At 59.5% G+C, this 25,478-nt stretch carries 23 protein-coding genes; 12 read left to right on the forward strand and 11 right to left on the reverse strand.

Translation table 11 applies throughout. The features are described 5' to 3' along the window. Nucleotides 1-6 precede the first annotated feature (6 nt). Nucleotides 7-726, forward strand: coding sequence for an ABC transporter ATP-binding protein (locus tag MRBLRC7O_RS07425; protein ID WP_003507973.1), 720 nt, complete (start codon nt 7-9; stop codon nt 724-726). Next, nucleotides 716-1,924, forward strand: a complete 1,209-nt coding sequence (locus tag MRBLRC7O_RS07430) for an ABC transporter permease (protein ID WP_003507972.1) — start codon at nt 716-718, stop codon at nt 1,922-1,924. Before MRBLRC7O_RS07425 ends, MRBLRC7O_RS07430 begins: the two co-directional genes overlap by 11 nt. 92 nt (nt 1,925-2,016) lie before the next feature. Here MRBLRC7O_RS07430 and MRBLRC7O_RS07435 read toward each other — a convergent pair whose 3' ends face one another. Beyond that, nucleotides 2,017-2,526 carry a DUF6714 family protein gene (locus MRBLRC7O_RS07435; RefSeq protein ID WP_003507971.1) on the reverse strand — a complete coding sequence of 170 codons (510 nt, stop codon included), beginning with the start codon at nt 2,524-2,526 and terminating at the stop codon, nt 2,017-2,019. Next, nucleotides 2,504-2,743: a hypothetical protein gene (locus tag MRBLRC7O_RS07440; protein WP_003507969.1), complete on the reverse strand. Its 240-nt coding sequence runs from the start codon at nt 2,741-2,743 to the stop codon at nt 2,504-2,506. Before MRBLRC7O_RS07440 ends, MRBLRC7O_RS07435 begins: the two co-directional genes overlap by 23 nt. Before the next feature lie 167 nt (nt 2,744-2,910). On the opposite strand from MRBLRC7O_RS07440, the gene MRBLRC7O_RS07445 reads away from it, so the two are divergent. Further along, entirely contained in the window at nt 2,911-3,186 is a 276-nt protein-coding gene (locus tag MRBLRC7O_RS07445) for a hypothetical protein (RefSeq protein WP_003507967.1), read from the forward strand. A 195-nt stretch (nt 3,187-3,381) separates the two neighbouring features. On the opposite strand, the gene sufA is transcribed toward MRBLRC7O_RS07445, so the two are convergent. The 7 genes from sufA to MRBLRC7O_RS07480 form a co-directional block, all read right to left on the reverse strand. Next, complete coding sequence (gene sufA, locus MRBLRC7O_RS07450) at nt 3,382-3,771, reverse strand: Fe-S cluster assembly scaffold SufA (RefSeq protein ID WP_003507965.1); 390 nt, start codon at nt 3,769-3,771, stop codon at nt 3,382-3,384. A gap of 105 nt (nt 3,772-3,876) precedes the next feature. After that, nucleotides 3,877-4,260 carry an SUF system Fe-S cluster assembly protein gene (locus MRBLRC7O_RS07455; protein WP_003507963.1) on the reverse strand — a complete coding sequence of 128 codons (384 nt, stop codon included), beginning with the start codon at nt 4,258-4,260 and terminating at the stop codon, nt 3,877-3,879. 36 nt (nt 4,261-4,296) lie between these two features. Beyond that, nucleotides 4,297-5,547, reverse strand: a complete 1,251-nt coding sequence (locus tag MRBLRC7O_RS07460) for a cysteine desulfurase (protein WP_003507962.1) — start codon at nt 5,545-5,547, stop codon at nt 4,297-4,299. Further along, entirely contained in the window at nt 5,540-6,811 is a 1,272-nt protein-coding gene (gene sufD, locus MRBLRC7O_RS07465; RefSeq protein WP_003507960.1) for a Fe-S cluster assembly protein SufD, read from the reverse strand. The genes MRBLRC7O_RS07460 and sufD overlap by 8 nt, the downstream gene beginning before the upstream one ends. A gap of 24 nt (nt 6,812-6,835) precedes the next feature. Continuing rightward, entirely contained in the window at nt 6,836-7,591 is a 756-nt protein-coding gene (gene sufC / locus MRBLRC7O_RS07470; RefSeq protein ID WP_003507958.1) for a Fe-S cluster assembly ATPase SufC, read from the reverse strand. A 72-nt stretch (nt 7,592-7,663) separates the two neighbouring features. Continuing rightward, nucleotides 7,664-9,133, reverse strand: a complete 1,470-nt coding sequence (gene sufB / locus MRBLRC7O_RS07475; protein WP_080866245.1) for a Fe-S cluster assembly protein SufB — start codon at nt 9,131-9,133, stop codon at nt 7,664-7,666. Nucleotides 9,134-9,333: 200 nt separating this feature from the next. Next, complete coding sequence (locus MRBLRC7O_RS07480; RefSeq protein ID WP_003507953.1) at nt 9,334-10,503, reverse strand: cysteine desulfurase family protein; 1,170 nt, start codon at nt 10,501-10,503, stop codon at nt 9,334-9,336. Nucleotides 10,504-10,714: 211 nt separating this feature from the next. Here MRBLRC7O_RS07480 and MRBLRC7O_RS07485 point away from each other — a divergent pair, with 211 nt between their 5' ends. Next, the gene (locus MRBLRC7O_RS07485; RefSeq protein WP_003507952.1) at nt 10,715-11,392 is read left to right on the forward strand and encodes an alpha/beta hydrolase; all 678 of its coding nucleotides are present in this window, start codon (nt 10,715-10,717) and stop codon (nt 11,390-11,392) included. A 225-nt stretch (nt 11,393-11,617) separates the two neighbouring features. Here MRBLRC7O_RS07485 and MRBLRC7O_RS07490 read toward each other — a convergent pair whose 3' ends face one another. Then, entirely contained in the window at nt 11,618-12,739 is a 1,122-nt protein-coding gene (locus tag MRBLRC7O_RS07490; RefSeq protein ID WP_003507950.1) for an anhydro-N-acetylmuramic acid kinase, read from the reverse strand. 200 nt (nt 12,740-12,939) lie between these two features. Here MRBLRC7O_RS07490 and tyrS point away from each other — a divergent pair, with 200 nt between their 5' ends. Further along, nucleotides 12,940-14,193, forward strand: a complete 1,254-nt coding sequence (gene tyrS, locus MRBLRC7O_RS07495; RefSeq protein WP_003507941.1) for a tyrosine--tRNA ligase — start codon at nt 12,940-12,942, stop codon at nt 14,191-14,193. A 45-nt stretch (nt 14,194-14,238) separates the two neighbouring features. Here the strand turns inward: tyrS and MRBLRC7O_RS07500 are convergent, their stop codons facing one another. Continuing rightward, nucleotides 14,239-17,622 (reverse strand): YhdP family protein, encoded by a 3,384-nt coding sequence (locus MRBLRC7O_RS07500; protein ID WP_080866246.1) that lies wholly within the window; start codon nt 17,620-17,622, stop codon nt 14,239-14,241. Nucleotides 17,623-17,856: 234 nt separating this feature from the next. Between MRBLRC7O_RS07500 and bcp the strand changes: the two genes are divergently transcribed. The 7 genes from bcp (at nt 17,857) to rpe (ending at nt 25,474) form a co-directional block, all read left to right on the forward strand. Beyond that, the gene (gene bcp / locus MRBLRC7O_RS07505; protein WP_003507937.1) at nt 17,857-18,324 is read left to right on the forward strand and encodes a thioredoxin-dependent thiol peroxidase; all 468 of its coding nucleotides are present in this window, start codon (nt 17,857-17,859) and stop codon (nt 18,322-18,324) included. 14 nt (nt 18,325-18,338) lie between these two features. After that, a complete protein-coding gene (locus MRBLRC7O_RS07510) occupies nt 18,339-19,166 on the forward strand; it encodes a ferritin-like domain-containing protein (protein WP_080866247.1) in 828 nt (275 codons plus the stop codon). An 86-nt stretch (nt 19,167-19,252) separates the two neighbouring features. Continuing rightward, complete coding sequence (locus tag MRBLRC7O_RS07515; RefSeq protein ID WP_003507935.1) at nt 19,253-20,551, forward strand: M23 family metallopeptidase; 1,299 nt, start codon at nt 19,253-19,255, stop codon at nt 20,549-20,551. Nucleotides 20,552-20,770: 219 nt separating this feature from the next. Continuing rightward, entirely contained in the window at nt 20,771-22,276 is a 1,506-nt protein-coding gene (locus tag MRBLRC7O_RS07520) for a DEAD/DEAH box helicase (protein ID WP_003507934.1), read from the forward strand. 8 nt (nt 22,277-22,284) lie between these two features. Continuing rightward, nucleotides 22,285-22,710, forward strand: coding sequence for an NUDIX domain-containing protein (locus MRBLRC7O_RS07525; RefSeq protein WP_003507933.1), 426 nt, complete (start codon nt 22,285-22,287; stop codon nt 22,708-22,710). A gap of 773 nt (nt 22,711-23,483) precedes the next feature. Beyond that, complete coding sequence (locus tag MRBLRC7O_RS07530) at nt 23,484-24,665, forward strand: ABC transporter substrate-binding protein (protein WP_003507932.1); 1,182 nt, start codon at nt 23,484-23,486, stop codon at nt 24,663-24,665. Nucleotides 24,666-24,796: 131 nt separating this feature from the next. Further along, nucleotides 24,797-25,474, forward strand: coding sequence for a ribulose-phosphate 3-epimerase (gene rpe, locus MRBLRC7O_RS07535; protein ID WP_003507931.1), 678 nt, complete (start codon nt 24,797-24,799; stop codon nt 25,472-25,474). The last annotated feature ends 4 nt before the right edge of the window (nt 25,475-25,478 follow it).

Here is a 25,478-nt window from a genome sequence, read left to right on the forward strand (position 1 = left end):
AAGCGCATGCAACAGCCGCCGCTCATCGAATTCCGCGATGTCGTCAAGCAATATGGCCGCGGCGAAGCGACGATCCGCGCGCTCGATGGCGTCAGCCTCTCCATTCGCGAGAAGGAGTTCGTTGCCATCATGGGGCCGTCAGGATCGGGCAAATCCACCTCGATGAACATCATCGGCTGTCTGGATGTGCCGACATCAGGCGAATATCTGTTCCAGGGTGTGCCGACCAGCAGTTTCGACAATGAACATTTGACGCTGCTGCGCCGGCACATGCTGGGTTTCGTGTTTCAGGGTTTCAATCTTCTCTCGCGCACCTCGGCCATGGAAAATGTCGAGCTGCCGCTGATCTATCGTGGCATGAAAGCCTCGGAACGGCGCGAGCGCGCCATGGAGGCGCTGGCGCAGGTAGGTTTGAAGGGCCGCGAGGACCACACCACGCAGGAGCTTTCCGGCGGCCAGCAGCAGCGTGTGGCCATTGCCCGCGCCATCGTCACCCGCCCTGCCCTGCTTCTGGCCGACGAGCCGACCGGCAATCTCGATACGAAAACCAGTGTCGAGATCATGGAACTGATCACCGCACTCAATCGTGACAGGGGTATCACCGTCGTCATGGTCACGCATGAAGAGGATATCGCCGCCCACGCCGGACGCCTCCTGCGCTTTGTCGACGGCCATCTCGCCTCCGATAGCGCCGCGGACAAAAAGGAGACATCAGATGTTCTTTGAAACGTCGCGTCTTGCGCTGCGCGCCATCAGCCGCAACCTGCTGCGCTCCTTCCTCACCGTGCTTGGTGTCGTCATCGGCGTGGCCGCCGTCATCGCCATGGTCACCATCGGCAATGGCACGACGGAACAGGTGAAATCGGAACTGTCACGGCTCGGCACCAACATGCTGTTCGTCCGTCCCGGCCAGTTCGGCCCCGGAAGGGCGAGCACCGAAGCCAAACGCTTTGACGACCGCGATATCGAGGCCATCCGCAACCAGATATCAGGCATCCGTGCCGTTGCGCCGCAGAACCGCAGTTCCGCCGCAACCGTCATTTTCGGCGGCAAGAACCACCAGACAAGTGTCATCGGCACCACCAACGATTATCTGATCGCGCAGGACTGGACCATTGCGCTCGGCCGCGACTTCCAGCCCGCCGAAGATCGCGGCGGTCAGATCGGCTGCATCATCGGCGAAACGGTGCGTCAGGAACTCTTTGGGGCAGAAAACCCTGTGGGACAGACGATCCGCGTCAGCAACATCTCCTGCCCCGTCATCGGTGTGCTGGCCAGAAAAGGCCAGTCCGGCCTCGGTGACGACCAGGACGACACGATCATCATGCCGCTTAAAATCCACCAGCGGCGCATCGGCGGCACTACCACCATTTCCTCGATCATGGTTTCAGCGCAGGATGGCGTTTCTACCGCCAAGGTGCAGAGCGACCTGCAGAACCTGCTGCGCGAGCGCCGCCGCATCGGCATCGGCCGTGAGGATGATTTCACCGTCAACGACATGACGCAGATTGCCTCCGCCATGACCGGCACGACGACGCTGCTGACCGGGCTTCTGGGCGCGGTCGCCGCCGTCAGCCTTCTGGTCGGCGGCATCGGCATCATGAACATCATGCTGGTTTCGGTGACGGAACGCACCCGCGAGATCGGCATTCGACTTGCCATCGGCGCGCTGGAAAAACAGGTGCTGACGCAGTTTCTGGTGGAAGCCGTCATGCTGTCGGCCTTCGGTGGCCTCGTCGGCATCCTTACCGGCCTCGGCCTCGCTTATGCCGTCGTCAGCTATCTCACCGTGCCCTTTGTCACCAGCCCCTCGATCATCTTCCTCGCTTTCGCCTTTTCGGCGGCCATCGGGGTGATTTTCGGGTATTTCCCGGCACGGCGGGCGGCAAGCCTGAGCCCGATAGAAGCGTTGCGGCATGAGTGAAAGTCGGCGTTCAAACCGCAACCGGCTTTGTGTGAGAAGAAACGGCAAGCTGCAACTCCTCCTTGGGGATTGACCCGATCCGCTCTAATCGCTCACCGTGGAGCACGCATATCCACCCATTCTTCGAGCGCGCGCTCTATATCGTCCTGATAGGGCGGCAGGTTTTCCGTCTCACTGATAGCGCGGAGATACGCTTCCACGGCATTCCGTTGCAGCAGAGTCAGTAAGGAAAATTTCTCCTGGCACCCGCACGAATAGGGTGCGAATTCGTGCCTGTAGTCGCCATCGAGATCAGCAGTCATATAGGCGGGCAGATGAAATCGCATTCCTTCAGCATCAAGGAAGGCGGGGCTGCCGGAATGTCTGTTGAGGTCCTCCACGGGGATAGCGGCCCAGTCATTCTTCTCGTCGCCAGCACGACACGCGGCGCGAACCTCATTATTCGCATAATCGTCAAGCGCCTGCGCCTCGGAAAGGCCGACGCCACCACCCAGGGTGACACCCGCGAATGCTTCTCTCACCGCCGCTTTCGCGTTTGCGATAATATCTGGCTCCGGTCGCATCAAATAATCCGCCTGTTCAATGATGCGTTCCCCCGTCACCGTGCACCGTCGGCCATTCTCCACCCTCGGTCCGCTCGAACTGAAGGCCATTCTGCGTGTCACCCTTGGATGTCGCAGACCGCGCTCGCAGGCGCGCCTTCTCCTCCCAGTAAAATGTAAGATAAATAATGCCGACGATCAGCGTCAGACCAGCCACGACGCCGGCGACGATCAGACCTATGGTCCAGATATCAATCGAGGCGCTATTGATTTCCATCCCGGTTTCCTCCCCACGATCAGTCCTGTCAGCTGTCCGAAATACCTTTTCAGTATGGGTGGCAGGTGGTCACGCACCTCCTGCCAAACCTCGCGGAATATCCGATAACCTTGCTTCAGGGCGTCAATCGGATAGGCTCACCCTCAAGTTTATCGGATGGAGTCTGGATGTTCAAATCGGTATCGGACAGCGCCGCTGCCGCGGACGGCGGTTCGCTCGCTCTCTTCGTGGAACGAACTGACGGGCAGACGGAAGTGTTTGTGATCAATCGTTCCCTCGCGTCACGCGGCAAGCCCGACTATAACAAGGTCACTTCAAGCCTTCGGCCACTTTCCGCGGGGGATTGCGGGATGATCGCGGCGGCTCTCGAACCTCTATTGACGACGACGCCATCAATTCATCCGCTGGCGGATTTTATCGAAACCCTCAAACAGCAGTCATGATCCTTCGAAAGCTGATTTTTACGCCGGGCGCAGTTTGCGGAAAAAGAACCTCAAACCTCTCATCCATCATCCTCGGGCTTGACCCGAGGATCTACAAACGTCTCAAGCGATTTGACGGGGATGACGTCGCGTTTGTGGGAGCGCTGCGTGCATAAGAAAGGTCTGCCTCTCCATCGCAGAGATAGCCGTAACCAATCAGACGCTGGCCTCTGCCTCGCGCTGCTTTGCCAGCGCTGCCAGATCGGCAGGCTTCAGCTCAACCGATTCACCACAGCCGCAGGCGGATGTCTGGTTCGGATTGTTGAAGGTGAAGCCAGAGCGCATCTTGGTCACTTCGAAATCCATCTGCGTGCCGAGCAGATAAAGCACGGCAGAAGGCTGAACCCAGACCCTGGCGCCTTCGAATTCGACCAGATCGTCCTTCGCATCCGCTTCGGTCACGAGGTCGATGGTATATTCCATGCCCGCGCAGCCGCCCTTCTTGATGCCGACGCGCACGCCCTTGGCATCAGGGCCGGAATTTTCGACGATTGCTTTAACACGCGAGGCGGCAGCCCCGGTCATGGTCATGATCGCAAAGCCCATCGGCCCATTCTCCTTCGACAATCGAGTTCAAGGCTCGATGCTTATGGAATTCAACTTAATAGCGCCTGAGAGTGTCATCAAGGGATGACACCTGTCAAAATCACGTCAGTACCAGCCGACGGCGACCTGCGCTTCTTCCGACATGCGGTCCGGCGTCCACGGCGGATCGAAGGTCATTTCAACGGTAACACCGGAAACACCCTCGACGGCACCCACGGCATTTTCCACCCAGCCCGGCATTTCACCTGCAACCGGGCAACCCGGGGCCGTCAGCGTCATGACGATCTTGACCATCCGGTCGTCCTCGATATCGATCTTGTAGACGAGACCGAGTTCGAAGATGTCGGCTGGAATTTCCGGGTCGTAGACGGTTTTCAGCGCCGCAATCACGTCGTCGCTGAGGCGCGCCAGCTCATCCGGCGGAATGGTGGATACCTTTTCCTGAGCTTCGGTCGCATCCTGGGTCTTTGCAGTGGCTTCGGCAGTCATGGTCTTAAACCTCAATCCTGATCTCTTATTCCGATATCAGGCGAAAAATTTGCGCGCATATTCCAGCGCCTCAACAAGAGAGTCTACTTCGGCGCGGGTATTGTAAAGGCCGAACGATGCCCGGCATGTGGAGGTGACGCCGAACCGTTTCAAGAGCGGCATGGCGCAATGGGTGCCGGCCCGCACGGCAACGCCGCGCCGGTCGATCACCATCGAGACGTCATGGGCATGGATGCCCTCGAGCTCGAAGGAGAAGATGCCGCCCTTGTCAGGCGCATTGCCGATGATGCGCAGCGAATTGATCTCGCGCAGCCGCTCAGCGGCGTAAGCCGCAAGATCTGCCTCATGCGCGGCAATCGCGGCACGGCCGAGATTGTCCATATAATCAAGCGCGTAACCGAGACCGATGGCCTGCACGATCGGCGGCGTACCCGCTTCAAAGCGATGCGGCGGCTCGTTATAGGTCACGTTGTCTTCGGAAACGTCGAGGATCATCTCGCCGCCGCCCTGGAACGGCCGCATCTCGCGCAAGCGGTCAGCCTTGCCATAGAGCACGCCGATGCCCGAGGGACCGTAAAGCTTGTGGCCGGTCATCACATACCAGTCGCAATCGATATCGCGCACATCGACCGGCATGTGAACCGCGCCCTGTGAACCATCGATCAGCACCGGAATGCCGCGCTCATGGGCAATGCGGCAGATTTCCTTGACCGGAACGATGGTGCCGAGCGCATTCGACATATGGGTGATGGCGACGAGCTTGGTGCGCTCCGTCAGGCTCTTTTCGAAAGCCTCGATATGGAACGCGCCGTCATCATCCACCGGCACCCAGACGAGCTTGGCGCCCTGCCGTTCGCGGATGAAATGCCACGGCACGATGTTGGAGTGATGCTCCATGATCGAGATGACGATCTCGTCGCCCTCGCCAATAACAGGCATGCCGTAACCGTAAGCGACCGTATTGATCGCCTCGGTCGAGGATTTGGTGAAGACGATTTCATCCACCGAACCGGCGTTCAGAAAACGGCGCACCTTTTCGCGCGATGCCTCATAGGCATCCGTTGCGGCATTGGAGAGGAAATGCAGGCCGCGATGCACATTCGCGTATTCATTGGAATAAGCATGCGAAATGGCGTCGATCACCACTTGCGGTTTTTGAGCGGACGCGCCGTTGTCGAGATAGACCAGCGGCTTGCCATAGACCTCGCGCGAAAGGATCGGAAAATCCTTCCGCACTGCTTCGACGTCATAGGGGGCCGCCAGTGCGGCGCGTTCGCTCTCAGGCATGATGTTCCAGCCAGCCGGAGATGATCGTCTCCAGCGCCTCTACCAGATTTTCTTCTTCCAGTTCCTCGGCGATCTCAGCGACGAAGGCATTGACGAGCATCGCCCGCGCCTTTGCCCGCGGCACGCCGCGCGCCATCAGATAATAGAGATGGTTGTCGTCAATATCGGCAACCGTCGCACCGTGACCGCACTGAACGTCGTCGGCGAAGATTTCAAGCTCCGGCTTTGCCGAGAACTCGCCATCGTCAGACATCAGCAGCGTATTACACGCCATCTTCGCATCGGTCTTCTGGGCATCGGGGGCAACCCGGATCATGCCCTGGAAAATGCCCTTTGCACGGTCGAAGACCACGTTGCGGAACACTTCCGTCGAGGTCGTGTTCGGCACGTTGTGGCCAAGAACCATCGTCACGTCGGTATGGGTTTCGCCGCCCAACAGGTTGACGCCGCGAACGATGAGGTCAGTACCCTCGCCATCCACGTCGATGCGCAGTTCCTGCCGCACCAGCTTGCCGCCGGCATTGATCACGAACAGGCGAATCTTGGCATCCGCGCCGATTTTCATGCGCAGCTGGCCGAGATGGATATCGGCGGCACCCTGCTGCTGCAGGATGATCCAGGTCACTTCCGCGCCGTCTTCAACGACAATGTCGGTGACGGAGGAAACAAAGGCCGCATCGGAAGTCACCGAAAGGTGACGCTCGATAACGGTTGCCTTGGAACCCTTGCCGAAGCGTACCGGAAAGCGGCTGTGAACCTGACCGGCACCATGGATGGCCTGCAATTCGATCGGCTTCTCGATATCGGCATCAGCCGGGATGTCGAGCGTCAGACCGTCGCGCACGAAGCTGCCATTGATACGGCCGATCACGTCGTCCTTGCTGGCTTCGGCAAGACCTGCGGCGGCGGAACCGTCGAGCAGACTTTCAGCGAAGCTCGAAACGCTGATATCCTCGACCTTGCCAACATTAGCCGTGCCATGCAGCACATAGGCGACCGGCGAACCAGCGATGACGGACGCGGCCTTCTCGATGACTGGAGCGGGCTGGTCTTCCGGAATGGCACGCAACAGGCTCTTGAGATCGGTATAGTGCCACGCCTCGATGCGGCGGGTCGGAAGACCGCCGGTCTTCAGATCGTCGAACAGCACGTCACGGGCGGCGACAACCGCACCATTGCCCGGCAATTCGCTGAACTTGGCGGTATAGGCGTCGATCAGCGCGGTTTCCGCTGGCGTCAGCCGATTGGTCGTTTGAATGTTCATGGACATCACCTCCTGGCCTCTTGCTTAGGCCGCTTCACCGATGATGTCGGCGTAACCATTGTTTTCCAGCTCCAGCGCCAGGGCCTTGTCGCCCGAACGGATGATCTTGCCCTTGTAAAGAACGTGAACGCTATCAGGCACGATGTAATCGAGCAGGCGCTGGTAGTGGGTGATGACGACAGTGGCGCGATCCGGCGACTTCAGCGCGTTGACGCCATCAGCCACGATCTTCAGCGCGTCGATGTCGAGGCCGCTATCGGTTTCGTCGAGAACGCAGAGCTTCGGCTCCAGCAGCGCCATCTGCAGGATTTCGGCGCGCTTCTTCTCACCGCCGGAGAACCCAACGTTCAGCGGACGCTTCAGCATGTCCATGTCGATCTTCAGATCGCCGGCAGCTTCCTTGACGCGACGGATGAAGTCCGGCGTCGTCAGCTCGGCCTCGCCGCGCGCTTTGCGCTGCTCGTTCATAGCAACCTTGAGGAACTGCATGGTGGCAACACCCGGAATTTCGACGGGATACTGGAAGGCCAGGAAAATACCCTTGGCAGCGCGCTCGGCGGCATCCAGTTCCAGAATGCTTTCGCCGTTGTAGAGGATGTCACCGGAGGTGACTTCATAGTCTTCGCGGCCCGACAGGATGTAGGACAGCGTCGACTTGCCGGAACCGTTCGGGCCCATGATGGCCGCAACTTCACCGGCAGCAACCTTAAGGTTGAGGCCCTTGATGATCTCGGTTTCGGTATCGGCGATCTTTGCGTGCAGGTCGATGATTTCAAGCATGGTTTTATCCTAAGAATAGTGTGAGCGAAGGTGCGCGAAACCGCGCACTCAAAGTGCGTATTCGTATGACGATCAGCCGACCGAACCTTCCAGCGAAATGCCGATCAGCTTCTGCGCTTCAACCGCAAACTCCATCGGCAGCTGCTGGATGACATCCTTCACGAAGCCGTTGACGATCAGTGCGATGGCCGACTCCTCGGGAATGCCGCGCTGCAGGCAATAGAACAGCTGGTCTTCGGAAATCTTCGACGTGGTCGCCTCATGCTCGAAATGAGCAGACGAGTTCTTCGCCTCGATATAGGGCACGGTATGCGCGCCGCACTTGTCGCCGATCAGAAGCGAGTCGCACTGCGTGAAGTTGCGCGTGTTGGTCGCCTTGCGGTGAGCCGAGACCTGTCCGCGATAGACGTTTTCCGAGAAACCGGCGGCAATGCCCTTGGCGATGATGCGGCTCGACGTGTTCTTGCCGAGATGGATCATCTTGGTGCCACTGTCGATCTGCTGATGGCCGTTGGAAACCGCGATCGAATAGAATTCGCCACGGCTGTCGTCGCCGCGCAAAATGCAGGACGGGTATTTCCAGGTGATGGCAGAACCGGTTTCAACCTGCGTCCACGAAATCTTCGAACGGTTGCCACGGCAATCGCCGCGCTTGGTCACGAAGTTGTAGATGCCGCCCTTGCCGTCCTTGTCGCCCGGATACCAGTTCTGGACGGTGGAATATTTGATTTCGGCATCGTCGAGTGCCACGAGTTCCACCACGGCGGCGTGAAGCTGGTTCTCGTCGCGCTGAGGTGCCGTGCAGCCTTCCAGATAGGAGACGTAGGCGCCTTCTTCGGCGATGATCAGCGTGCGCTCGAACTGGCCGGTGTTCTTTTCGTTGATGCGGAAATAGGTGGAAAGCTCCATCGGGCACCGCACGCCCTTCGGCACGAACACGAAGGAACCGTCGGTGAAGACGGCCGAGTTCAGCGTCGCGTAGAAATTGTCAGTCGTCGGAACGACCGAGCCGAGATATTTCTTCACCAGATCCGGGTGCTCGCGAACGGCTTCGGAAATCGACATGAAGATCACGCCGGCCTTGGCCAGTTCCGCCTTGAAGGTGGTGACGACGGACACGCTGTCGAACACCGCATCCACGGCCACGCGGCGGTTTTCCACGCCGGCCAGGAGTTCCTGTTCCTTCAGCGGAATGCCGAGCTTCTCGTAAACCTTCAACAGTTCCGGATCGACCTCGTCCAGCGACTTCGGGCCGGGGGTGCTTTTCGGTGCGGCATAATAATAGAGATCGTTGAAGTCGATCTTGGGATAGCTGACGCGCGCCCATGTCGGCTCTTCCATCGTCAGCCAGCGCTTGTAAGCCTCAAGACGCCATTCCAGCATCCATTCCGGCTCCTGCTTCTTGGCCGAGATGAAGCGGATAACCTCTTCCGAAAGGCCCTTCGGGGCCTTGTCGACTTCGATCTGTGTCTCGAAGCCGTATTTATACTGGTCCACATCGATCTGGCGGACCTGATCGATCGTTTCCTGAACCGCTGCCATGTCGTTCTCCAATCTCGCCGGAGCCAAGGTCCGGTGGCTTGTCAACGTATCAAGGCGGATAGCCGCCTTCATCCATCTTCGGGCAAATAATCCGGGCCCGTATAAACGGGGCGGAGCTTATACCCATGTAAGTGCGGGATGGCGCTTTTCACACATCCCGGCAAGCGGAAAATTGCTATTCCGCAATTCTTTGCCGCATTTTAAGCGGCCTGACCGGTTAGCCTGCGCCGCCCGGCAATTTTCGTAAAGGCTGCGAGCGCGTGCTCGATATCCGCCTCATCAGTCGCATGACCAAGGGAAATCCTGAGTGCGCCAAGCTTGGGATCGCGTCCCATCGCCGTCAGCACATGGCTTTCACCCACCTTGCCGGACGAGCAGGCCGAACCGGCCGAGAGCGCAATGCCTTCGATATCGAATGCAATCTGGCCCGTTTCCGCCTTCAAACCGGGCAAGGTGAAAAACGTGGTATTGCCGACACGGCCGACATCCTCACCGTAGATGATCACGTCAGGCGCGACTGCCCGCATGCCGTCTTCCAGCCTTGCGCGCAGCGCTGCAAGACGCGTCGCTTCGGTCTCGAGGTTTTGCGCAGCAATAGCGGCGGCGGCACCGAAACCGATGACCGACAGGGTATTTTCAGTACCGGAACGATGTCCCTTTTCCTGACCGCCACCATGGATCAGCGGCTTCGGCATCATCACCTCGCCGCGGGACACCAGCGCCCCAGCACCCTTCGGGCCACCAAGCTTGTGGGACGAGATCACAAGGAAATCGGCCTCCAATGCATTGATATCGAGCGGAACGCGGCCGGCAGCCTGCACGGCATCGACGACCATCAATCCCCCAGCTGCATGCGCAAGCCGCGCCGCTTCAGCCACCGGCTGAAGAATGCCGGTCTCATTATTGACCAGCATGCAGGCGACCATCGGCAGACCAGTGGACTTGTCGTGCGCTGACAGCAGCGCCTCAAGGGCCGCAAGATCGATGACACCCGCTGACGTAACGGGAATTTCCGTAACGTCAGCCTTGTCGAACCGGCCACCTTCGCGAAAAGCAGGGTGTTCGATCGCCGAAACGTAAAGACGACCATAGCGTACGGGAGCGCGCCCCATCTTGAACTCAGGCGAAAGCACCAGATTGGCCGCTTCGGTCGCACCGCTCGTAAAGGTCACATGCGACGCCTGGGCGCCGCAGACCACAGCAACGTCACGACGCGCGGCCTCGACGGCCGCACGGGCTGCGCGCCCTTCCCGGTGTACGGAGGACGGATTACCCGTGATATCGAGAGCGCGGACAAGAGCATCCCGCACCGCAGGCAAAAGCGGCGCCGTGGCGTTCCAGTCCATATATGTGCGCGTCAAAACCGTCATCGCGGAAAAGCTTCGCTCAATCTTCCATGCGCCAAAACGCATTTTTCTTGAAATTACAGTTGCGCTTGCCTTATGACACGGTCCGAGTGCTTAAGCACACGCAAAGTTTCGAATTATTCTAAACTGCGTTCTAGAAAAGATGACACAGTTCGTCAAGTCTTCTCGTCGGAAGAATGCGGTTGGAGAATGAAAAAACACGACCGGAGTACCAATGCCCGAAGTCATTTTTAACGGCCCTGCGGGTCGCCTCGAAGGCCGTTATCAACCCTCCAAGGAAAAGAGCGCGCCGATAGCGATCATCCTTCATCCGCACCCGCAGTTCGGCGGCACGATGAACAACCAGATCGTTTATCAGCTCTTCTATCTTTTCCAGAAGCGCGGTTTCACGACGCTCCGGTTCAACTTCCGCTCCATCGGCCGCAGCCAGGGCGAGTTTGACCATGGCGCCGGCGAGCTTTCCGACGCCGCATCCGCTCTCGACTGGGTGCAGAGCCTGCATCCCGATTCGAAAAGCTGCTGGGTCGCCGGTTATTCTTTCGGCGCCTGGATCGGCATGCAGCTTCTGATGCGTCGCCCGGAAATCGAAGGTTTCATGTCGATTGCGCCGCAGCCCAACACCTACGACTTCTCTTTCCTCGCCCCCTGCCCGTCTTCCGGCCTCATCATCAATGGCGACGCCGACAAGGTCGCGCCTGAGAAGGACGTCAACGGTCTGGTCGAAAAGCTGAAGACCCAGAAGGGCATCCTCATCACCCACCGCACCCTTCCCGGCGCCAACCACTTCTTCAACGGCAAGGTTGATGAGCTGATGAGCGAATGCGAGGACTACCTCGACCGCCGCCTGAATGGTGAACTGGTGCCGGAACCGGCAGCGAAGCGTATTCGGTGATTTGGGGCGTATAGTTTGGGCAGGCCATAGTTATCGACGGCGGGTGTGGCTCACCCCCCTCTGCCCTGCCGGGCATCTCCCCCACAAGGAGGGAGATCAGCTAGACGCTTGCTCCTCGCCTACGCTGCTTAAAGATGGCCGGAAGGTCACCACGATTCGATCTCCCCCCTTGAGGGGGAGATGCCCGGCAGGGCAGAGGGGGTAAGCCAAGCCCGCCGTCGTCTATTACGCCCTCACCAAAACCCCACCCGTCACCGGCTCATTCACGCCCGTCGTGCCGGGATAGGTCAGCGGCAGGCCTTTAAGCGAACGCACGGCCAGATAGGCCCAGGCCTCCGCTTCCATTGCCCCGCCATCGAAACCCGCCTCTTCCGCCGCAATCACCCGCGCCCCCACCTTTGCGGCAAGGTTTGCAAACTCTTCCATGATCACCGGGTTGAGACGTCCGCCACCGCAGACCACATAGGTTTTTGCTTCTTCCGGCAGGTAGCTCGCCGATTTGAGGATTGCAGCGCCCGTCAGATGCGACAGCGTACGTGCGCCGTCGGCAAACGAGGCCTCGCCCTTTTGCGGTGGCACAAAATCGCTGCGATCAAGGGAGCGGCGGATATTGGCCGAGAAGAACGGGCTTTCCATATAACGCGTGACGAGGGAAGCAACGACACTGCCGCCTGCCGCCGTCCTGCCACCCTTGTCGAAGGCTTTGCCCGTATGCGCCTCGATCCACTGGTCGATCAACATGTTGCCGGGGCCGCTGTCGAAAGCGGCAAGCCGCCCGCCATCGCCGATATAGGTCAGGTTGGATATGCCGCCGATGTTGACGAAAACGGCTGGCGTTTCGAAGCCATCAGGCAGATTGGCGGAGAGCGCCATATGATAAGCAGGGATCAGCGGCGCACCCTGCCCGCCATGCACCATGTCGTTGGCGCGCATATCGTAAACCACATCGATACCGGTTTCCTCCGCCAGCAGAGGCCCGTCGCCGATCTGCACGGTCAGCGCCTCATCCGGGCGGTGCAGCACCGTCTGGCCATGAAAACCGATCACATCGATATCGCCGGCTTCAAGCCGGTGACGGTGGAGGAAGGATTTGACCGCCGCGGCATGGGCAAGCGTCAGCTTGCGCTCTGCCTCACCAAGATCGCCGGGACGCTCGCGCCGTTCGCGAATGGATTTGGCTGTCACAAGCGCCTTCTGCCAGATGGCCCGCAGGCCCGGATCATAGGGGAAATAACCGCTCGGCCCGTGCCGCACCACGCTTTCGCCATCCGTGCGCAACAGGGCGATATCGATGCCGTCCATCGATGTCCCGCTCATCAGCCCGATCGCCGTTTTGACCTCGCCCATGCGCCGCTCCCCTTCAATATCGAATCATGATGACGTGAATCGCCGTTATTCATGGCCGAAACGGGTGCACATTTCAAAAAACAATGATAAAGCCGCGTCGTTCATTGGCTGCTTACGGCATTGTGGAGCGTCCTTTGCGCGTCCGAAAGGACGTGCGGCGCTCCAGCGACGGCAAAGATCAAACCAGAAAGTAAAAGGTTATGTCCAGGTTCAAGTCCGATTTCCTCCGCACGCTCGATGAGCGCGGCTTCATTCACCAGATCTCCGATGAGGCAGGTCTCGACGAACTGTTCGCCAAGGAAACCGTGACCGCCTATATCGGCTATGACCCGACGGCTTCGAGTTTGCATGTCGGCCACCTCACCCAGATCATGATGCTGCACTGGATGCAGAAGACCGGCCATCAGCCGATTTCCCTGATGGGCGGCGGCACCGGCATGGTCGGCGACCCCTCCTTCAAGGAAGAGGCCCGCAAGCTGATGACGATCGACATGATCGAGGACAACATCACCTCGCTCAAGCACGTCTTTGCCAACTACCTCGATTATGACCGCGCTGAGAACCCGGCACTGATGATCAACAATGCCGACTGGCTGCGCGGACTGAACTACCTCGAATTCCTGCGCGACGTCGGCCGCCACTTCTCGGTCAACCGCATGCTGTCCTTCGACAGCGTGAAGACGCGCCTCGACCGCGAGCAGTCGCTGTCCTTCCTCGAATTCAATTACATGATCCTCCAGGCCTACGATTTCGTGGAGCTGAACCAGCGTACCGGCTGCCGCCTGCAGATGGGCGGCTCTGACCAGTGGGGCAACATCATCAACGGCATCGACCTCGGTCACCGAATGGGGACACCGCAGCTTTACGCGCTGACCTCGCCGCTGCTCACCACCTCCTCCGGTGCGAAAATGGGCAAGTCGGCATCGGGCGCCGTGTGGCTGAACAAGGACCTGCTGCCGGTCTATGATTTCTGGCAGTACTGGCGCAACACGGAAGATGCGGATGTCGTTCGCTTCGCGAAGCTCTTCACGACGCTTCCGATGGATGAGATCGCCCGTCTGGCAGCACTCGGCGGATCGGAGATCAACGAGGCGAAGAAAATCCTCGCGACCGAAGTAACGGCGATCCTGCATGGCCGCGCCGCTGCGGAAGAAGCTGCCGAAACCGCGCGCAAGACCTTTGAGGAAGGCGCGCTCGCCGAAAACCTGCCCTCCATCGAGGTTCCGGCATCCGAACTCGAAGCCGGCGTCGGCGTTCTCTCGCTCATCGTGCGCGCCGGTCTCGCCGGTTCGAATGGTGAGGCCCGCCGCCATGTTCAGGGCGGTGCGGTGAAGATCAACGACATCGGCGTTTCCGATGAGCGTCAGAGCGTTGGTTCCGGCGAAGTGACCGGTGACGGCGTCATCAAGCTCTCGGTCGGCAAGAAGAAGCACGTTCTGGTTCGCCCGGCGTAACACCCGCACCAAAGCTGTTATTGAGGGCCGCGAAAGCGGCCCTTTTTATTGGAACTCGAAGATCTGCCGGAAGACGCCGGGCGCGATGAGCGACAGCGGATTAATCGTCAGCTTCGGCTGGTCCGTCTGGCCTGACAGCTTGAAGGTAATGCCGAGCAGACCCCGGTCGCGGCCATTGCCAAGGAAGATGCCGATGAAAGGCAGTTCCCCGAACAGCCGGTTCAGACCATAGGCAGGCATGAAGGTGCCGGTCATGTCCATGCGGCCGCTCTGGTCCTTCAAGAGCCCCTGGAATGTCGCGCCGATCTGTTCACCGCGCACGACGCCGTTTTCCACCGCCACCGAACCGTTGACATAAACGAGGCGGGCAAAACCGCGCTGGAATTTTTCCGAACTGACATCGATATTGCGGCGCACCGCATTGTTGAGGCTCCTGCCGTCCTCACCCGTCGGTGTGGCGACGATGTCCTGCAGCTTGGCTTCGTTGACGACGGCAAAATTGCGCAGGTCGAGCGAGCCACTCCAGTCGCTGCCATTGGACGTCGTCAGCGCAAGATTGAGCAGGCCGCCGCGGATGCGGCTGTAGATATTGGCAAAACGGGCGAGCGAACCCGCATCGCTGCTGGTCAGCGTTACGGTTCCCGTCGCCCCGCGATTGGTGGTCTGGGCGACGACCGCCTGGCCGTTGCCGGTGACACCGCGGAAATCAACCGAGCGTACCTTGCCGTCCCGCACGCTGACATCGGCGCTGACATTGCCGAGGATTTCGTCGTTGAAACCGTAAACCTTGTCGAACTGCGCCTTGACGGAAAGTGTGGGCTGCGAACGGGACGCGCCGTCGCTGCCGCTGGAGGGGCTGCGCAGCTTCGAAATGAAGGGCCTGAGATCGGCGGATTTGCCCGATGCATTGATGATATAGCCGTTCTTCGACGCGGCGACCGAAACGGCGTAATTGTCAGAGGGCGAGAGTTGCACGCGGCTGAGATCGGCGGAAATCAGCCCGTTCTTGCTGAAGGCGATATCGCCGGCAGCGCCGAAACCGTCACCATCGAGTGAGAAGTCGCTGATCGTCGTGCGCCCATCAGCCACTTCCATGGTCAAGGTGGCATTGGCGGGAATGCCGATACCCTTGCTCCAGCCGAGCCCGGGCAGAATGATCGACGCCTTGGTCAGATCAAGCCGGATGTCCTGGCGTTTGGGGTCAGCGCCGTCGATTTCGATCGCCGTCGTGCCGCCGAGGACCGTGGACAGTTCAGGGGCGAGCTTGGCGACCTGCGTCTCATTGAGGGTTGCCTTCAGCGACAGTGTCGGCGCGATATCGCTCTTCTTGCGCACCGGCTCCGTCATCACGATGTCCATCGGCACGTCGTCCACGCGGCCCTTGCCCTCCAGTTTGAGCTGGCGGTCGTCCAACGTCATGAAGCCGTCGACAGCGGTCACCTTGTGGCCGGCGAAGGGCTTCGTCAGCGACAGGTTTTTCAGGTCGAGATCGGCCGTCCAGACCGGCGGCGGCGGGTTGTGGCTGGAAAGCAGGCCAACGGTGAGATTCGCGTGGGCTTTGACATCGCCGGTGAAATCTTCCGGTTTGAACTGCGTGTCCTTGAGCGCATTGATGGGTTTGAGTGTCGCAAGCTCGGCCACGGCATCGGCCGAACCTGAAACGTTCAACTCGAGATTTCCGAGCAGCGGCTTGTCGTAAACAGCGGAAATGAGAAAGCGGCTGTTCTCCAGCGCGAGCGAGCGGTTCGACGGGAAATAGGTGGTGCCCTGCTTGATATCGACGGCCATCTTGCCGCCGACAAGGTCAAAATGCGCATCGACATCGCGCAACGGTGGAATGTCGCCGGTGGTATTGAGACGCGTATCATCGATATCGAAGCGGATCTGCATTTCGCTTTCGCCCAGCACCAGAGGGCAGCCGGGGCCGCACATCCGTCCCTGCGGGATGAAGATCGCGATTGAACCATTGGTTACGGTGCCGCCGTAAAGATTGGATACCACCCAGTCGCGTGGTTTGTGCGCCATCCAGAACGGCCAGAGCTGCTTGACCGCCGTGGCCTCCATCTTCGGAATCTGTCCGCCGAAACTGATTTCCGGCGACCCCTGGCCGAACCGGATTTTCAGCGATCCCGCCATGTCTCCGAGCGGGCCCGTGACATAAAGCGCGGGAACATCGAGCTGTTTCGTCGCCGCCGTAAAATGCCCGTCCGCCTTCAGGCTGAAAGGAACAGGGGCCTCCCCCGAAGCTTCGGACGAAGCAACGCCATTGTCGATCCGCAACGAAAGACCGAAGCCGTCTTCCGTATCGCTGATTTCACCGGCGACCGGAATAATAGTCCGGCCGAGCTCCAGCCGCGAATTGTCGATGACGAGGGTGCTTTTTGCAAAGTCATAATGCGCATTGACGGTGCCTGCCGTGAAGGTCTGGGCTTCGCCGCCAATCCGAAGCGTGCCGTTGCCCATGCCGAGGGAAACGTCCAGGCGCGGCTCCTGCCCCTGCGTGGCCCGCCGAGCGACAATGTTGACGCCTGTCTTGACGTTCAGACCTTCATGAAGATTGCCGTCGGGATCGTATTTTTCCAGGAACGGGCCGATATCGAAACCGTCGATGCGGGCCTCGAAGCCGTTGATCACGCCGCCCGCGCCGGAGGTTTTGAGCGACACGCTGGCAATTTCACCGTTAAACAGCGTTTCGCCATCAAGCGAATAGCCGCCCTGCTGATCCGGCGTCAGCGACAATTCGCGCACTTCGATTGTACGCGACTTGCCGAGTTCGCCGGGCGGCAGGTGAACCGAAACGCTGGAGATATCGATCTCCTCGGTTCCGCTGCTCAGGAAAGCCTGGGCGAGCTTGTCGAGCTGTCCGAAGGCATCCTGCAATTGCTGCGGCACGGCGTCGAGCTTGACGCTGGTGAGATCGAACCCGTTACCCTTGGGCAAAAGCGCGGTATCGAGCTCCATCCCGTCAGCTTCGAGGCTTTGCACCGAGACACGGCCGGTCAGAAGCGCAAGCGGATCGAGCGCCATGCCGATCGCCCGCGCCCGGCTCAGATGCTGGCCGGATTCCTTCTCAACGATATCCACGTCCTCAGCCACCAGCGCAAGGCGCAGCCCGGTGGAAAACCTGATCGCCGAAGAACCGATCCGCGCGCTGTAGTGTGGACCGAGCGCCTTTTCCAGTGCCTGCTGCGCCTGGCTGGAAAGCGTCGCATCGATCGATCCGGTCTCGACGGAAAGAATGATGCCGCCGATGGAGAGGAAGGCCAGCACGAAAAGCGCCGCGAAAATCTTGACGAAGGCTCGCACCATGGAGCGCGGCGCGGGGCAATGAACGATGATGGGATCTTCGGCCTGCGCCGAAGGAAGATCATGCAGCGCAATGATATCACGCCTGCCGAACTTGACCTTTTCACCCCTGACTTCAGCCATACGCCCTTGTTTGCCCTTGAATAGCTTTTGTTTCGCCGCAACACCGGAGCGGATGGCGAAAAGTATAAGCGGTTTCCGTCTGGAATCCCGCTCTAATTCTTTAGCCCAGATCACGATTGAGATTTAAGATCGTTTCGACCTCAAATCTCAATCGTGATCTGGACGACGCGCGGTTTCGCTATATATCGAATGTGGCGACTTTCACTCAACATCCCGGCGAAAGAAAGGTAGATTATGACAGACTTGACGATTGGCGGCACCGCTCCCGATTTTACTTTGCCCCGTAACGGTGAAGGGACGGTGACATTGTCCAAACTGCAAGGCAAGGCCGTCATCCTCTATTTCTACCCGAAGGACGACACATCAGGCTGCACCGCCGAAGCCATCGACTTCAGCGCGCTGGGCGGCGAATTCGAGGCCGCCAACGCCGTCGTCATCGGCATTTCGCCCGACAGCGTCAAAAGCCACGACAAATTCGCGGCAAAACACGCGCTCTCCGTCATGCTGGCCGCCGATGAGGAGAAGAAGGTGGTGGAAGCCTACGGCGTCTGGAAGGAAAAAAGCATGTATGGCAAAAAATACATGGGTGTCGAACGCACCACCTTCCTCATCGCGCCGGATGGAAAAATCGCGGAAGTCTGGAACAAGGTGAAGGTCGCGGGTCACGCGCAGGCCGTTCTTGAGGCCGTGAAGAAGCTCTGAGGGACCAATCCGTCGTGACGCCCCCGTTCAAGATCATTTCGCTCCGAGGCGGCGCGACGGATGCCATCGTGAGCGCCGATCTCGACAGAAAAACCGCGCTTGCGCAGGAAACGGCGACGCGCTGGTTTGCGCGCCGCCTGTCGCTGCGCTCCCCGCTCGACCCGCCGCTGCCCGAACGTCCGGGCAGGCCCGAGAAGCCGGAACTCGTGTCGCCAACCGCCGTGGAACGCCGCTCGCTCCATAGCGTCAAGGGACGGATCGCGCTGCTGCATGCCATCGCCCATATCGAACTCAACGCCGTCGATCTCGCACTCGACATCGTCGCCCGATATGCCAGCGAGCCCGTGCCGCATTCCTTTTTCGATGGCTGGATGCAGGTCGCCTTCGAAGAGGCAAAACATTTCCGGCTGGTGCGCGACCGCCTGAGAAGCCTCGGCGCCGACTACGGCGATCTGCCCGCCCATGACGGGCTCTGGCAGGCAGCTCATTCCACCCGCAACGATCTCACCGCACGGCTGGCGGTCGTCCCGCTCATCCTGGAAGCGCGTGGACTGGACGTCACCCCTTCCCTGCAGGCAAGGATGCGCGAGACCGGCGACCTCGAAAGCTCCGCCGTTCTCGACGTCATCTATAATGATGAAAAGGGCCATGTCGCCATCGGCGCGAAATGGTTCCGGTTCCTGTGCGCGCGTGAGAAGAAGGATCCGGCCGCAACTTTCAGGCAGCTGGTGCGCGCCAATTTCCGCGGCCCGCTGAAACCGCCCTTCAACGACCTTGCCCGAGCCGAGGCGGGTCTTACGCCTTCGTTTTACCGCTCGCTGACCGCCGTCAGCAATAGCTGACACCCGCAACTCACCTCCGGCAAAACTTCGTTAACCTTAACGAATTATGATTTCCCTTAAGAAATCGGCCAGTCCGGAGAGAGATTGTGACTGATACGGCGGAAAACCGGGTATTCGGCAAAAAGCGTGAGCCGCACGTGCTCATTCTCGCGCGCGGCGACAGGGTGCGGCACATGACCATCCGGCCGTGGATGGCGGCGCTTGCCGGCTGCACGATCGGCCTGTTTTCACTCGGCTATCTTGGCGCCACAAGCTATCTCATCTTGCGTGACGACCTGATCGGCGCGACCATGGCGCGCCAGACCCGCATGCAGAACGACTATGAAGACCGCATCGCGGCGCTGAGGGCACAGGTGGACCGTGTCACTTCCCGGCAGCTGCTCGATCAGCAGGTTGTTGAAAAGAAAGTGGAAAAGCTGCTGGAACAGCAGGCGGCGCTAACCTCGCGGCACGGCCGCATGAGTGAATTGCTGGAGCGCGCCGAAAATTCCGGCATCGCCGCCTCCCCGGCCGCGCCCTCGTCTCTTTCGAACGCCATGGCGCCGGAAAAACGCGCTGACCTCTCCGGCGGCCTTTCGGCCATTGAAAAGCTGATGGCGCCACGCAGGCCACAGGCGGAAAAGCCCGCCACATCAGACAGACGCGCCGCGTATGTACCCGAAGCCGGCGAAACGCCATCCGATCGGGCCGATCGGGTGTTCTCTAAGGTGACACTGTCGCTGAAGGATATCGAACGCCAGCAGATATCGCGCATAGCCAGACTGACCAGCGACGCCGAAGACAAGGCGAACGCGATGCAGGACATCATCCGGCAGGCGGGCCTGAAAATCGAGGAAAGCGGCACGAACGACATAGGCGGCCCCTATGCCGATCCCGAGCGCGGTGAAGGCGATCCCTTCAACCTGTCGCTTACCAATCTCGACAATGCCCTGAACAGGCTCGACATCGTCAAGGAAACCGCAACCGCCCTGCCCTTCGGCAACCCTGCTCCCGGCCGGGCGATCACAAGCCGATTCGGCAACCGGATGGATCCGTTTCTCGGCCGCCCGGCCCTGCATACCGGCATCGATTTTCGCGCCGAGACCGGTGCTGACGTCAAATCCACCGGCGCGGGCAAGGTGACGGTGGCGGAAAACTCAGGCGGCTACGGCAATATGGTTGAGATCGATCACGGTCAGGGGGTTTCGACGCGATTCGGCCATCTCTCCGCCATTCTGGTGAAAGCCGGCGACAAGGTCGAAGCAGGCGACGTCATTGGCCGTGCCGGCAGCACCGGTCGCTCCACCGGTCCGCATGTGCATTATGAGGTGCGCCGCAACGATACGCCTGTTGATCCCATGCGGTTCCTGATCGCTGGAACGGAACTCAAAACCTATTTAAAATAGCAGCACGATTTTAATGCTTTTTTTGCGCTTTTCACGATAAATCGCTGAAATCTGCACCAAAGGCCCAGAAGCCCCGCCCGAACCCCGCTGTTTCGCGCGCTTTCCCCGTTGTTTCCTTGACTTTCCGGCAATTTGGGCATATCCCCGCGCCAAGTCTTTGCAAGTGCCGCAGCGGCACGCAGGTGTTCTTACCGAACCAGAACGGAAAAAGTTCTTCCTTTGACAACATTCTCTGATCTTGGCCTGAGCCAAAAAGTTCTTTCCGCTATTGCAGATGCCGGCTACACGACGCCGACACCCATTCAGGCTGGCGCCATTCCGCCGGCGCTGGAAAAGCGTGATATCTGCGGTATCGCACAGACCGGCACGGGCAAAACCGCGTCCTTCGTTCTGCCGATGCTGACGTTGCTCGAAAAGGGCCGTGCGCGCGCCAGAATGCCGCGCACCCTGATCCTCGAGCCGACCCGTGAGCTTGCAGCGCAGGTGGCGGAGAACTTCGAGAAATATGGCAAGAATCACAAGCTGAACGTCGCCCTCCTCATCGGCGGTGTTTCCTTCGAAGACCAGGACCGCAAGCTGGAGCGCGGCGCCGATGTGCTGATCTGCACGCCCGGCCGCCTTCTCGACCATTGCGAGCGCGGCAAGCTCCTGATGACCGGCGTGGAAATCCTCGTCATCGACGAAGCCGACCGCATGCTCGACATGGGCTTCATTCCCGATATCGAGCGTATCGCCAAGATGATCCCCTTCACCCGGCAGACGCTGTTCTTCTCGGCCACCATGCCGCCGGAAATCCAGAAGCTGGCTGACCGGTTCCTTCAGAACCCGACCCGTATCGAAGTCGCCAAGCCTTCTTCCACGGCAAAGACCGTGACGCAGCGCATCGTCGCCGCGCACAACAAGGACTATGAGAAGCGCGCCGTGCTGCGCGATCTCGTCCGTGCCGAGGAAGCCGAACTCAAGAACGCGATCATCTTCTGCAACCGCAAGAAGGATGTGGCCGATCTGTTCCGCTCGCTCGACCGCCACGGCTTTTCCGTCGGCGCGCTGCATGGCGACATGGACCAGCGTTCGCGCACCACGATGCTGCAGAACTTCCGCGACGGAAACCTGTCGCTGCTGGTCGCCTCCGACGTCGCTGCACGCGGACTGGATATTCCCGATGTCAGCCACGTCTTCAACTTCGACGTTCCCATTCATGCCGAAGACTATGTCCACCGCATCGGCCGTACCGGTCGTGCGGGCCGTTCGGGCAAGGCCTTCACCCTCGTCACCAAGAGCGATGCGAAATATCTCGACGCGATCGAAAAGCTGATCGCCGAGAAGATCGAGTGGCTGAGCGGTGACCTGTCCTCACTCCCCGCGCCCATGGAAAGCTTCGAGAGCAATTCCAGCCGCCGAGGGCCCAAGGAACGTGGCGGTAGAGGTCGCGACAGGAACCGTCGCGATGCACCCGCATCGCCGGTCGAAAACATCAATCAGGATGCACAGTCCGCTGTGGATACGGACATTGCGGCTCACGGAGAAGACAAGGTGAAGGCAGAACGCAGACCGGAAAAGACCCCGCGCAATTCCGAGCGCAACAGCCGCAACCAGCCGCACGCCAATGACGACAACCGCGACCGCCGCCGCCATTATCGCGACCATGACGATGGCCCGACACCGGTTGGTTTCGGCGACGACATTCCCGCCTTCATGCTGATCGTGGCCAACGCTAAGGCTTGACCAGCGCAATGGACAATATGACATCAACCATCAAGCCCGGCCTCGATTTTCCGGGCGTTGGTGTCGGCCTTGTCATATTGCGTGACGAGCGCGTACTTTTGTGCCGGCGCTTAAAGGCGCCGGAACCCGGATACTGGAGTATTCCGGGCGGCAAGGTCGATCACCTTGAAACTTCCCTCGCCGCAGCACGCCGCGAGGCCGAAGAAGAAACCGGCCTTGAGATCGGCGACGTCGAGTTTCTCTGCCATAGCGAATTTATCGATACGCAAGACCGCCACCACTGGGTTTCGCTGATCTTCGTTACCCGCGATGCGCAGGGTGAGCCGGCATTGACCGAACCGGACAAGCTTTCCGCTATCGGCTGGTTCGATCCGGGTGAACTTCCCGAACCCATCTCCGCCTTTGCCAGGGACGCCCTGGCCGCCCTGAAATAAGGCCGCACAAGCGGCCAACCGGACCCGCCTGCAGGCAACAAGGGCGTTCGACGGGCAATTTCACACAGTCATACGATCTATACGCCGGAGTTGGATTTACCCTCTCCGCGCTATATCTTTTCCAGAAATACAAAAATGAAAGAACGTCTTTGCGCCAGGCTTTCAGAATTCAATTTAAAATTGCTTAAATTAGCTTCATGTAAAAAACCGCCCCAGTTGCCTGAAGCGGTTTATACGTAATGAAAAAAATAGAATATAGAATGTAATATAGTCTGGCAGTGCTTATAATCGGAACACTTTCCGAGGCCTGTTACAGCCAATTTCAGTCGTCCCCTGAAACAGTTACATCTAAGCTAATCATTTACTTTCCGTCAAGCAAATCTTCTCGCAAATGCGAAAAAAACATGGCGTAAAAGCGGTGAATAATTGGAAGGATTATATATTCGTCATATATATCAATAAATTATGCAATTGATAATAAAATGTGCATGTTTTTGTGCTGCACTCTGAAAAGCATAAACCTAGCTCAGTCTTTTCTAAACTGTGCTTATACGCGGCACATGTAATAGATTTATGAAGTAACGCAACTCACGGCAGGAACACGAAATACCTCCTCGTCCAGTCGGCGCAAAGGAGGAACAACTTCACCGCAAGAACAGCCGCGCCGTGAGACCGGTCGCGCGCAATTGCACCGAACGAAAACAATCAAAAGTTGTCTCACTGCTACGAGCCCTCGAATCGGGTAACTTCCGATCAAAACCGCCGCCCTGCGGATGGCGATATGCGATTATGATGAAACCGCAGCGATTTTTCCTTTGGAAAACCGGTTGTTGCCGATAAACATCAAGCCGGGACAACAGGATTTCTATCACGTCATGCTTTCACTTCGCCTGCTAACGATCATCGCCGGTTTTGCCTTCGCGGGCTCAGCAAGCGCGGCATCGATTGGCATTGTTGCCCCTCAGAACGGTCCTTACGAGCTTCTGGGCCAGCAGGTGCGGCAGGGGGCGAAGGCGGCGGCAGCCAAGCTCGGGCTTGATGTCGTCGAAATCCATGAGAGCTGCGAAGACGGCAGCGGCGGCGCGATTGCCGATGGACTCGTGGCCGCCAAGGTCAGCGCCGCGATCGGGTTTTTATGCACGGAGACGCTTCAGGGCGTTCTGCCGCCATTGAAAGCGGCCGCCATTCCCGCGATCACGCTTTCCAGCCGCGCGCCGATCCTGATGGAAGATGCGCTGAAATACGGCTGGCCGCTCTTCCGCCTCGCCCCATCTGACCGGGCCGAATCGGACAGGATCGCCGAAATCATCCTGCGCGACTGGAAGGGACACTCCATCGGACTTGTGGATGACGGCACGATCTATAGCCGCGAGCTGGTGGACCGCATCCGCTCGGCGCTCGAGGAAAACGGCCTCAAGCCCACCTTCACCGATACGATGCGGCCCAACCAGGAACAGCAGGTGGCGCTTGTGCGCCGGCTGGCGCGCACCGGCATCTCCCATGTCTTCGTGGGCGCAGAGCGCAACGACGTCGCGATCATCGCCCGGGATGCCGCATCCGAAAACCTTCCCTTGACCATCATGGGCGGCGACGCCATGAATGCCGCCAACAACCCGGTGCCCCTGGTCGCGAATGTGCTGGCCGTCACGCGCCCGGCCTATGACGCCCTACCCTCCGCCCAAGCCATCGCCGGCGAATTGCGGGGCGCAGGCATCGAACCTGAGGGTTATATCCTGCCCGCTTATGCCGCGGCCGAACTCACAGCCGCCCTTGCAGAGGCAGTGCAGGCGCAGTCGAAACCCGGGCCGGAAATATTGGCTGGCGGAACCGTCTTCAAAACGGTCATCGGCGATCTCGGCTTCAACCCGTCACACGACCTTTCCGACAATCCCTATCGCCTGCAGCGCTGGAACGGCCAGCGTTTCGAACCGGCGGACAAGGCGGAAAGACAATAGGCAACGCGGCAGCAACGGAAATTCGATGAAACGCGGCTGAAAACCGCCGGCAACCGCGCGGCCAGCCGTTTCAAACCCGGATACTTGATGTTAAAGGCAGCTTACGCAACGCGTCGAGAGGAGTTTGCCCCATGTCCCTGCCCATCCGCATAGCCCCTTCCATTCTGGCCGCCAATTTCGCCAAGCTCGGACAGGAAGTCGCCGATGTCACGGAAGCAGGCGCGGACTGGATCCATCTCGATGTGATGGATGGCCATTTCGTCCCCAATATTTCCTTCGGCCCTGATGTCATCAAGGCGCTGCGCCCGCACAGCATGGCGTTCTTCGACTGCCATCTGATGATCGCACCCGTTGATCCCTATCTCGAAGCCTTCGCCAAGGCCGGCTGTGACAGCATCACCGTGCATGCGGAAGCAGGGCCTCACCTGCACCGCTCGCTGCAGACGATCCGCGGGCTCGGCAGGAAGGCCGGCGTGACGCTGAACCCCGCCACGCCGCTTTCGGTTATCGAGAACGTGCTTGATGATGTCGATCTCGTCCTGATCATGAGCGTCAATCCCGGTTTCGGCGGACAGAAATTCATTCCGGCCATGCTCGACAAGATCCGCGCGGCAAAGGCAATGATCGGCGACCGGCCGATCGAACTGGAAGTGGATGGCGGCGTGACGGCGGAAACCGCGGGCGCAATCGTTGCCGCCGGTGCGAATGCGCTGGTGGCCGGCTCGGCCGTCTTCAAGGGCGATGGCGTCGCCGACTACCGCAAGACCGTCGCTCAGTTGCGTGCGGCGGCGGAAGCCGGGCGGACGTAACCCG

It is taken from the genome of Agrobacterium radiobacter (genome assembly GCF_040801995.1).
In the GTDB taxonomy this organism is placed as follows: Bacteria; Pseudomonadota; Alphaproteobacteria; order Rhizobiales; family Rhizobiaceae; genus Agrobacterium; species Agrobacterium radiobacter.

Coding starts and splice junctions, on each gene's coding strand:
- MRBLRC7O_RS07425 (WP_003507973.1), top strand. CDS start 7: ATGCAACAGCCGCCGCTCATCGAATTCCGCGATGTCGTCAAGCAATAT.
- MRBLRC7O_RS07430 (WP_003507972.1), top strand. CDS start 716: ATGTTCTTTGAAACGTCGCGTCTTGCGCTGCGCGCCATCAGCCGCAAC.
- MRBLRC7O_RS07440 (WP_003507969.1), bottom strand. CDS start 2,743: ATGGAAATCAATAGCGCCTCGATTGATATCTGGACCATAGGTCTGATC.
- MRBLRC7O_RS07445 (WP_003507967.1), top strand. CDS start 2,911: ATGTTCAAATCGGTATCGGACAGCGCCGCTGCCGCGGACGGCGGTTCG.
- sufA (WP_003507965.1), bottom strand. CDS start 3,771: ATGGGCTTTGCGATCATGACCATGACCGGGGCTGCCGCCTCGCGTGTT.
- MRBLRC7O_RS07455 (WP_003507963.1), bottom strand. CDS start 4,260: ATGACTGCCGAAGCCACTGCAAAGACCCAGGATGCGACCGAAGCTCAG.
- MRBLRC7O_RS07460 (WP_003507962.1), bottom strand. CDS start 5,547: ATGCCTGAGAGCGAACGCGCCGCACTGGCGGCCCCCTATGACGTCGAA.
- sufD (WP_003507960.1), bottom strand. CDS start 6,811: ATGAACATTCAAACGACCAATCGGCTGACGCCAGCGGAAACCGCGCTG.
- sufC (WP_003507958.1), bottom strand. CDS start 7,591: ATGCTTGAAATCATCGACCTGCACGCAAAGATCGCCGATACCGAAACC.
- sufB (WP_080866245.1), bottom strand. CDS start 9,133: ATGGCAGCGGTTCAGGAAACGATCGATCAGGTCCGCCAGATCGATGTG.
- MRBLRC7O_RS07480 (WP_003507953.1), bottom strand. CDS start 10,503: ATGACGGTTTTGACGCGCACATATATGGACTGGAACGCCACGGCGCCG.
- MRBLRC7O_RS07485 (WP_003507952.1), top strand. CDS start 10,715: ATGCCCGAAGTCATTTTTAACGGCCCTGCGGGTCGCCTCGAAGGCCGT.
- MRBLRC7O_RS07490 (WP_003507950.1), bottom strand. CDS start 12,739: ATGGGCGAGGTCAAAACGGCGATCGGGCTGATGAGCGGGACATCGATG.
- tyrS (WP_003507941.1), top strand. CDS start 12,940: ATGTCCAGGTTCAAGTCCGATTTCCTCCGCACGCTCGATGAGCGCGGC.
- MRBLRC7O_RS07500 (WP_080866246.1), bottom strand. CDS start 17,622: ATGGCTGAAGTCAGGGGTGAAAAGGTCAAGTTCGGCAGGCGTGATATC.
- bcp (WP_003507937.1), top strand. CDS start 17,857: ATGACAGACTTGACGATTGGCGGCACCGCTCCCGATTTTACTTTGCCC.
- MRBLRC7O_RS07525 (WP_003507933.1), top strand. CDS start 22,285: ATGGACAATATGACATCAACCATCAAGCCCGGCCTCGATTTTCCGGGC.
- MRBLRC7O_RS07530 (WP_003507932.1), top strand. CDS start 23,484: ATGGCGATATGCGATTATGATGAAACCGCAGCGATTTTTCCTTTGGAA.
- rpe (WP_003507931.1), top strand. CDS start 24,797: ATGTCCCTGCCCATCCGCATAGCCCCTTCCATTCTGGCCGCCAATTTC.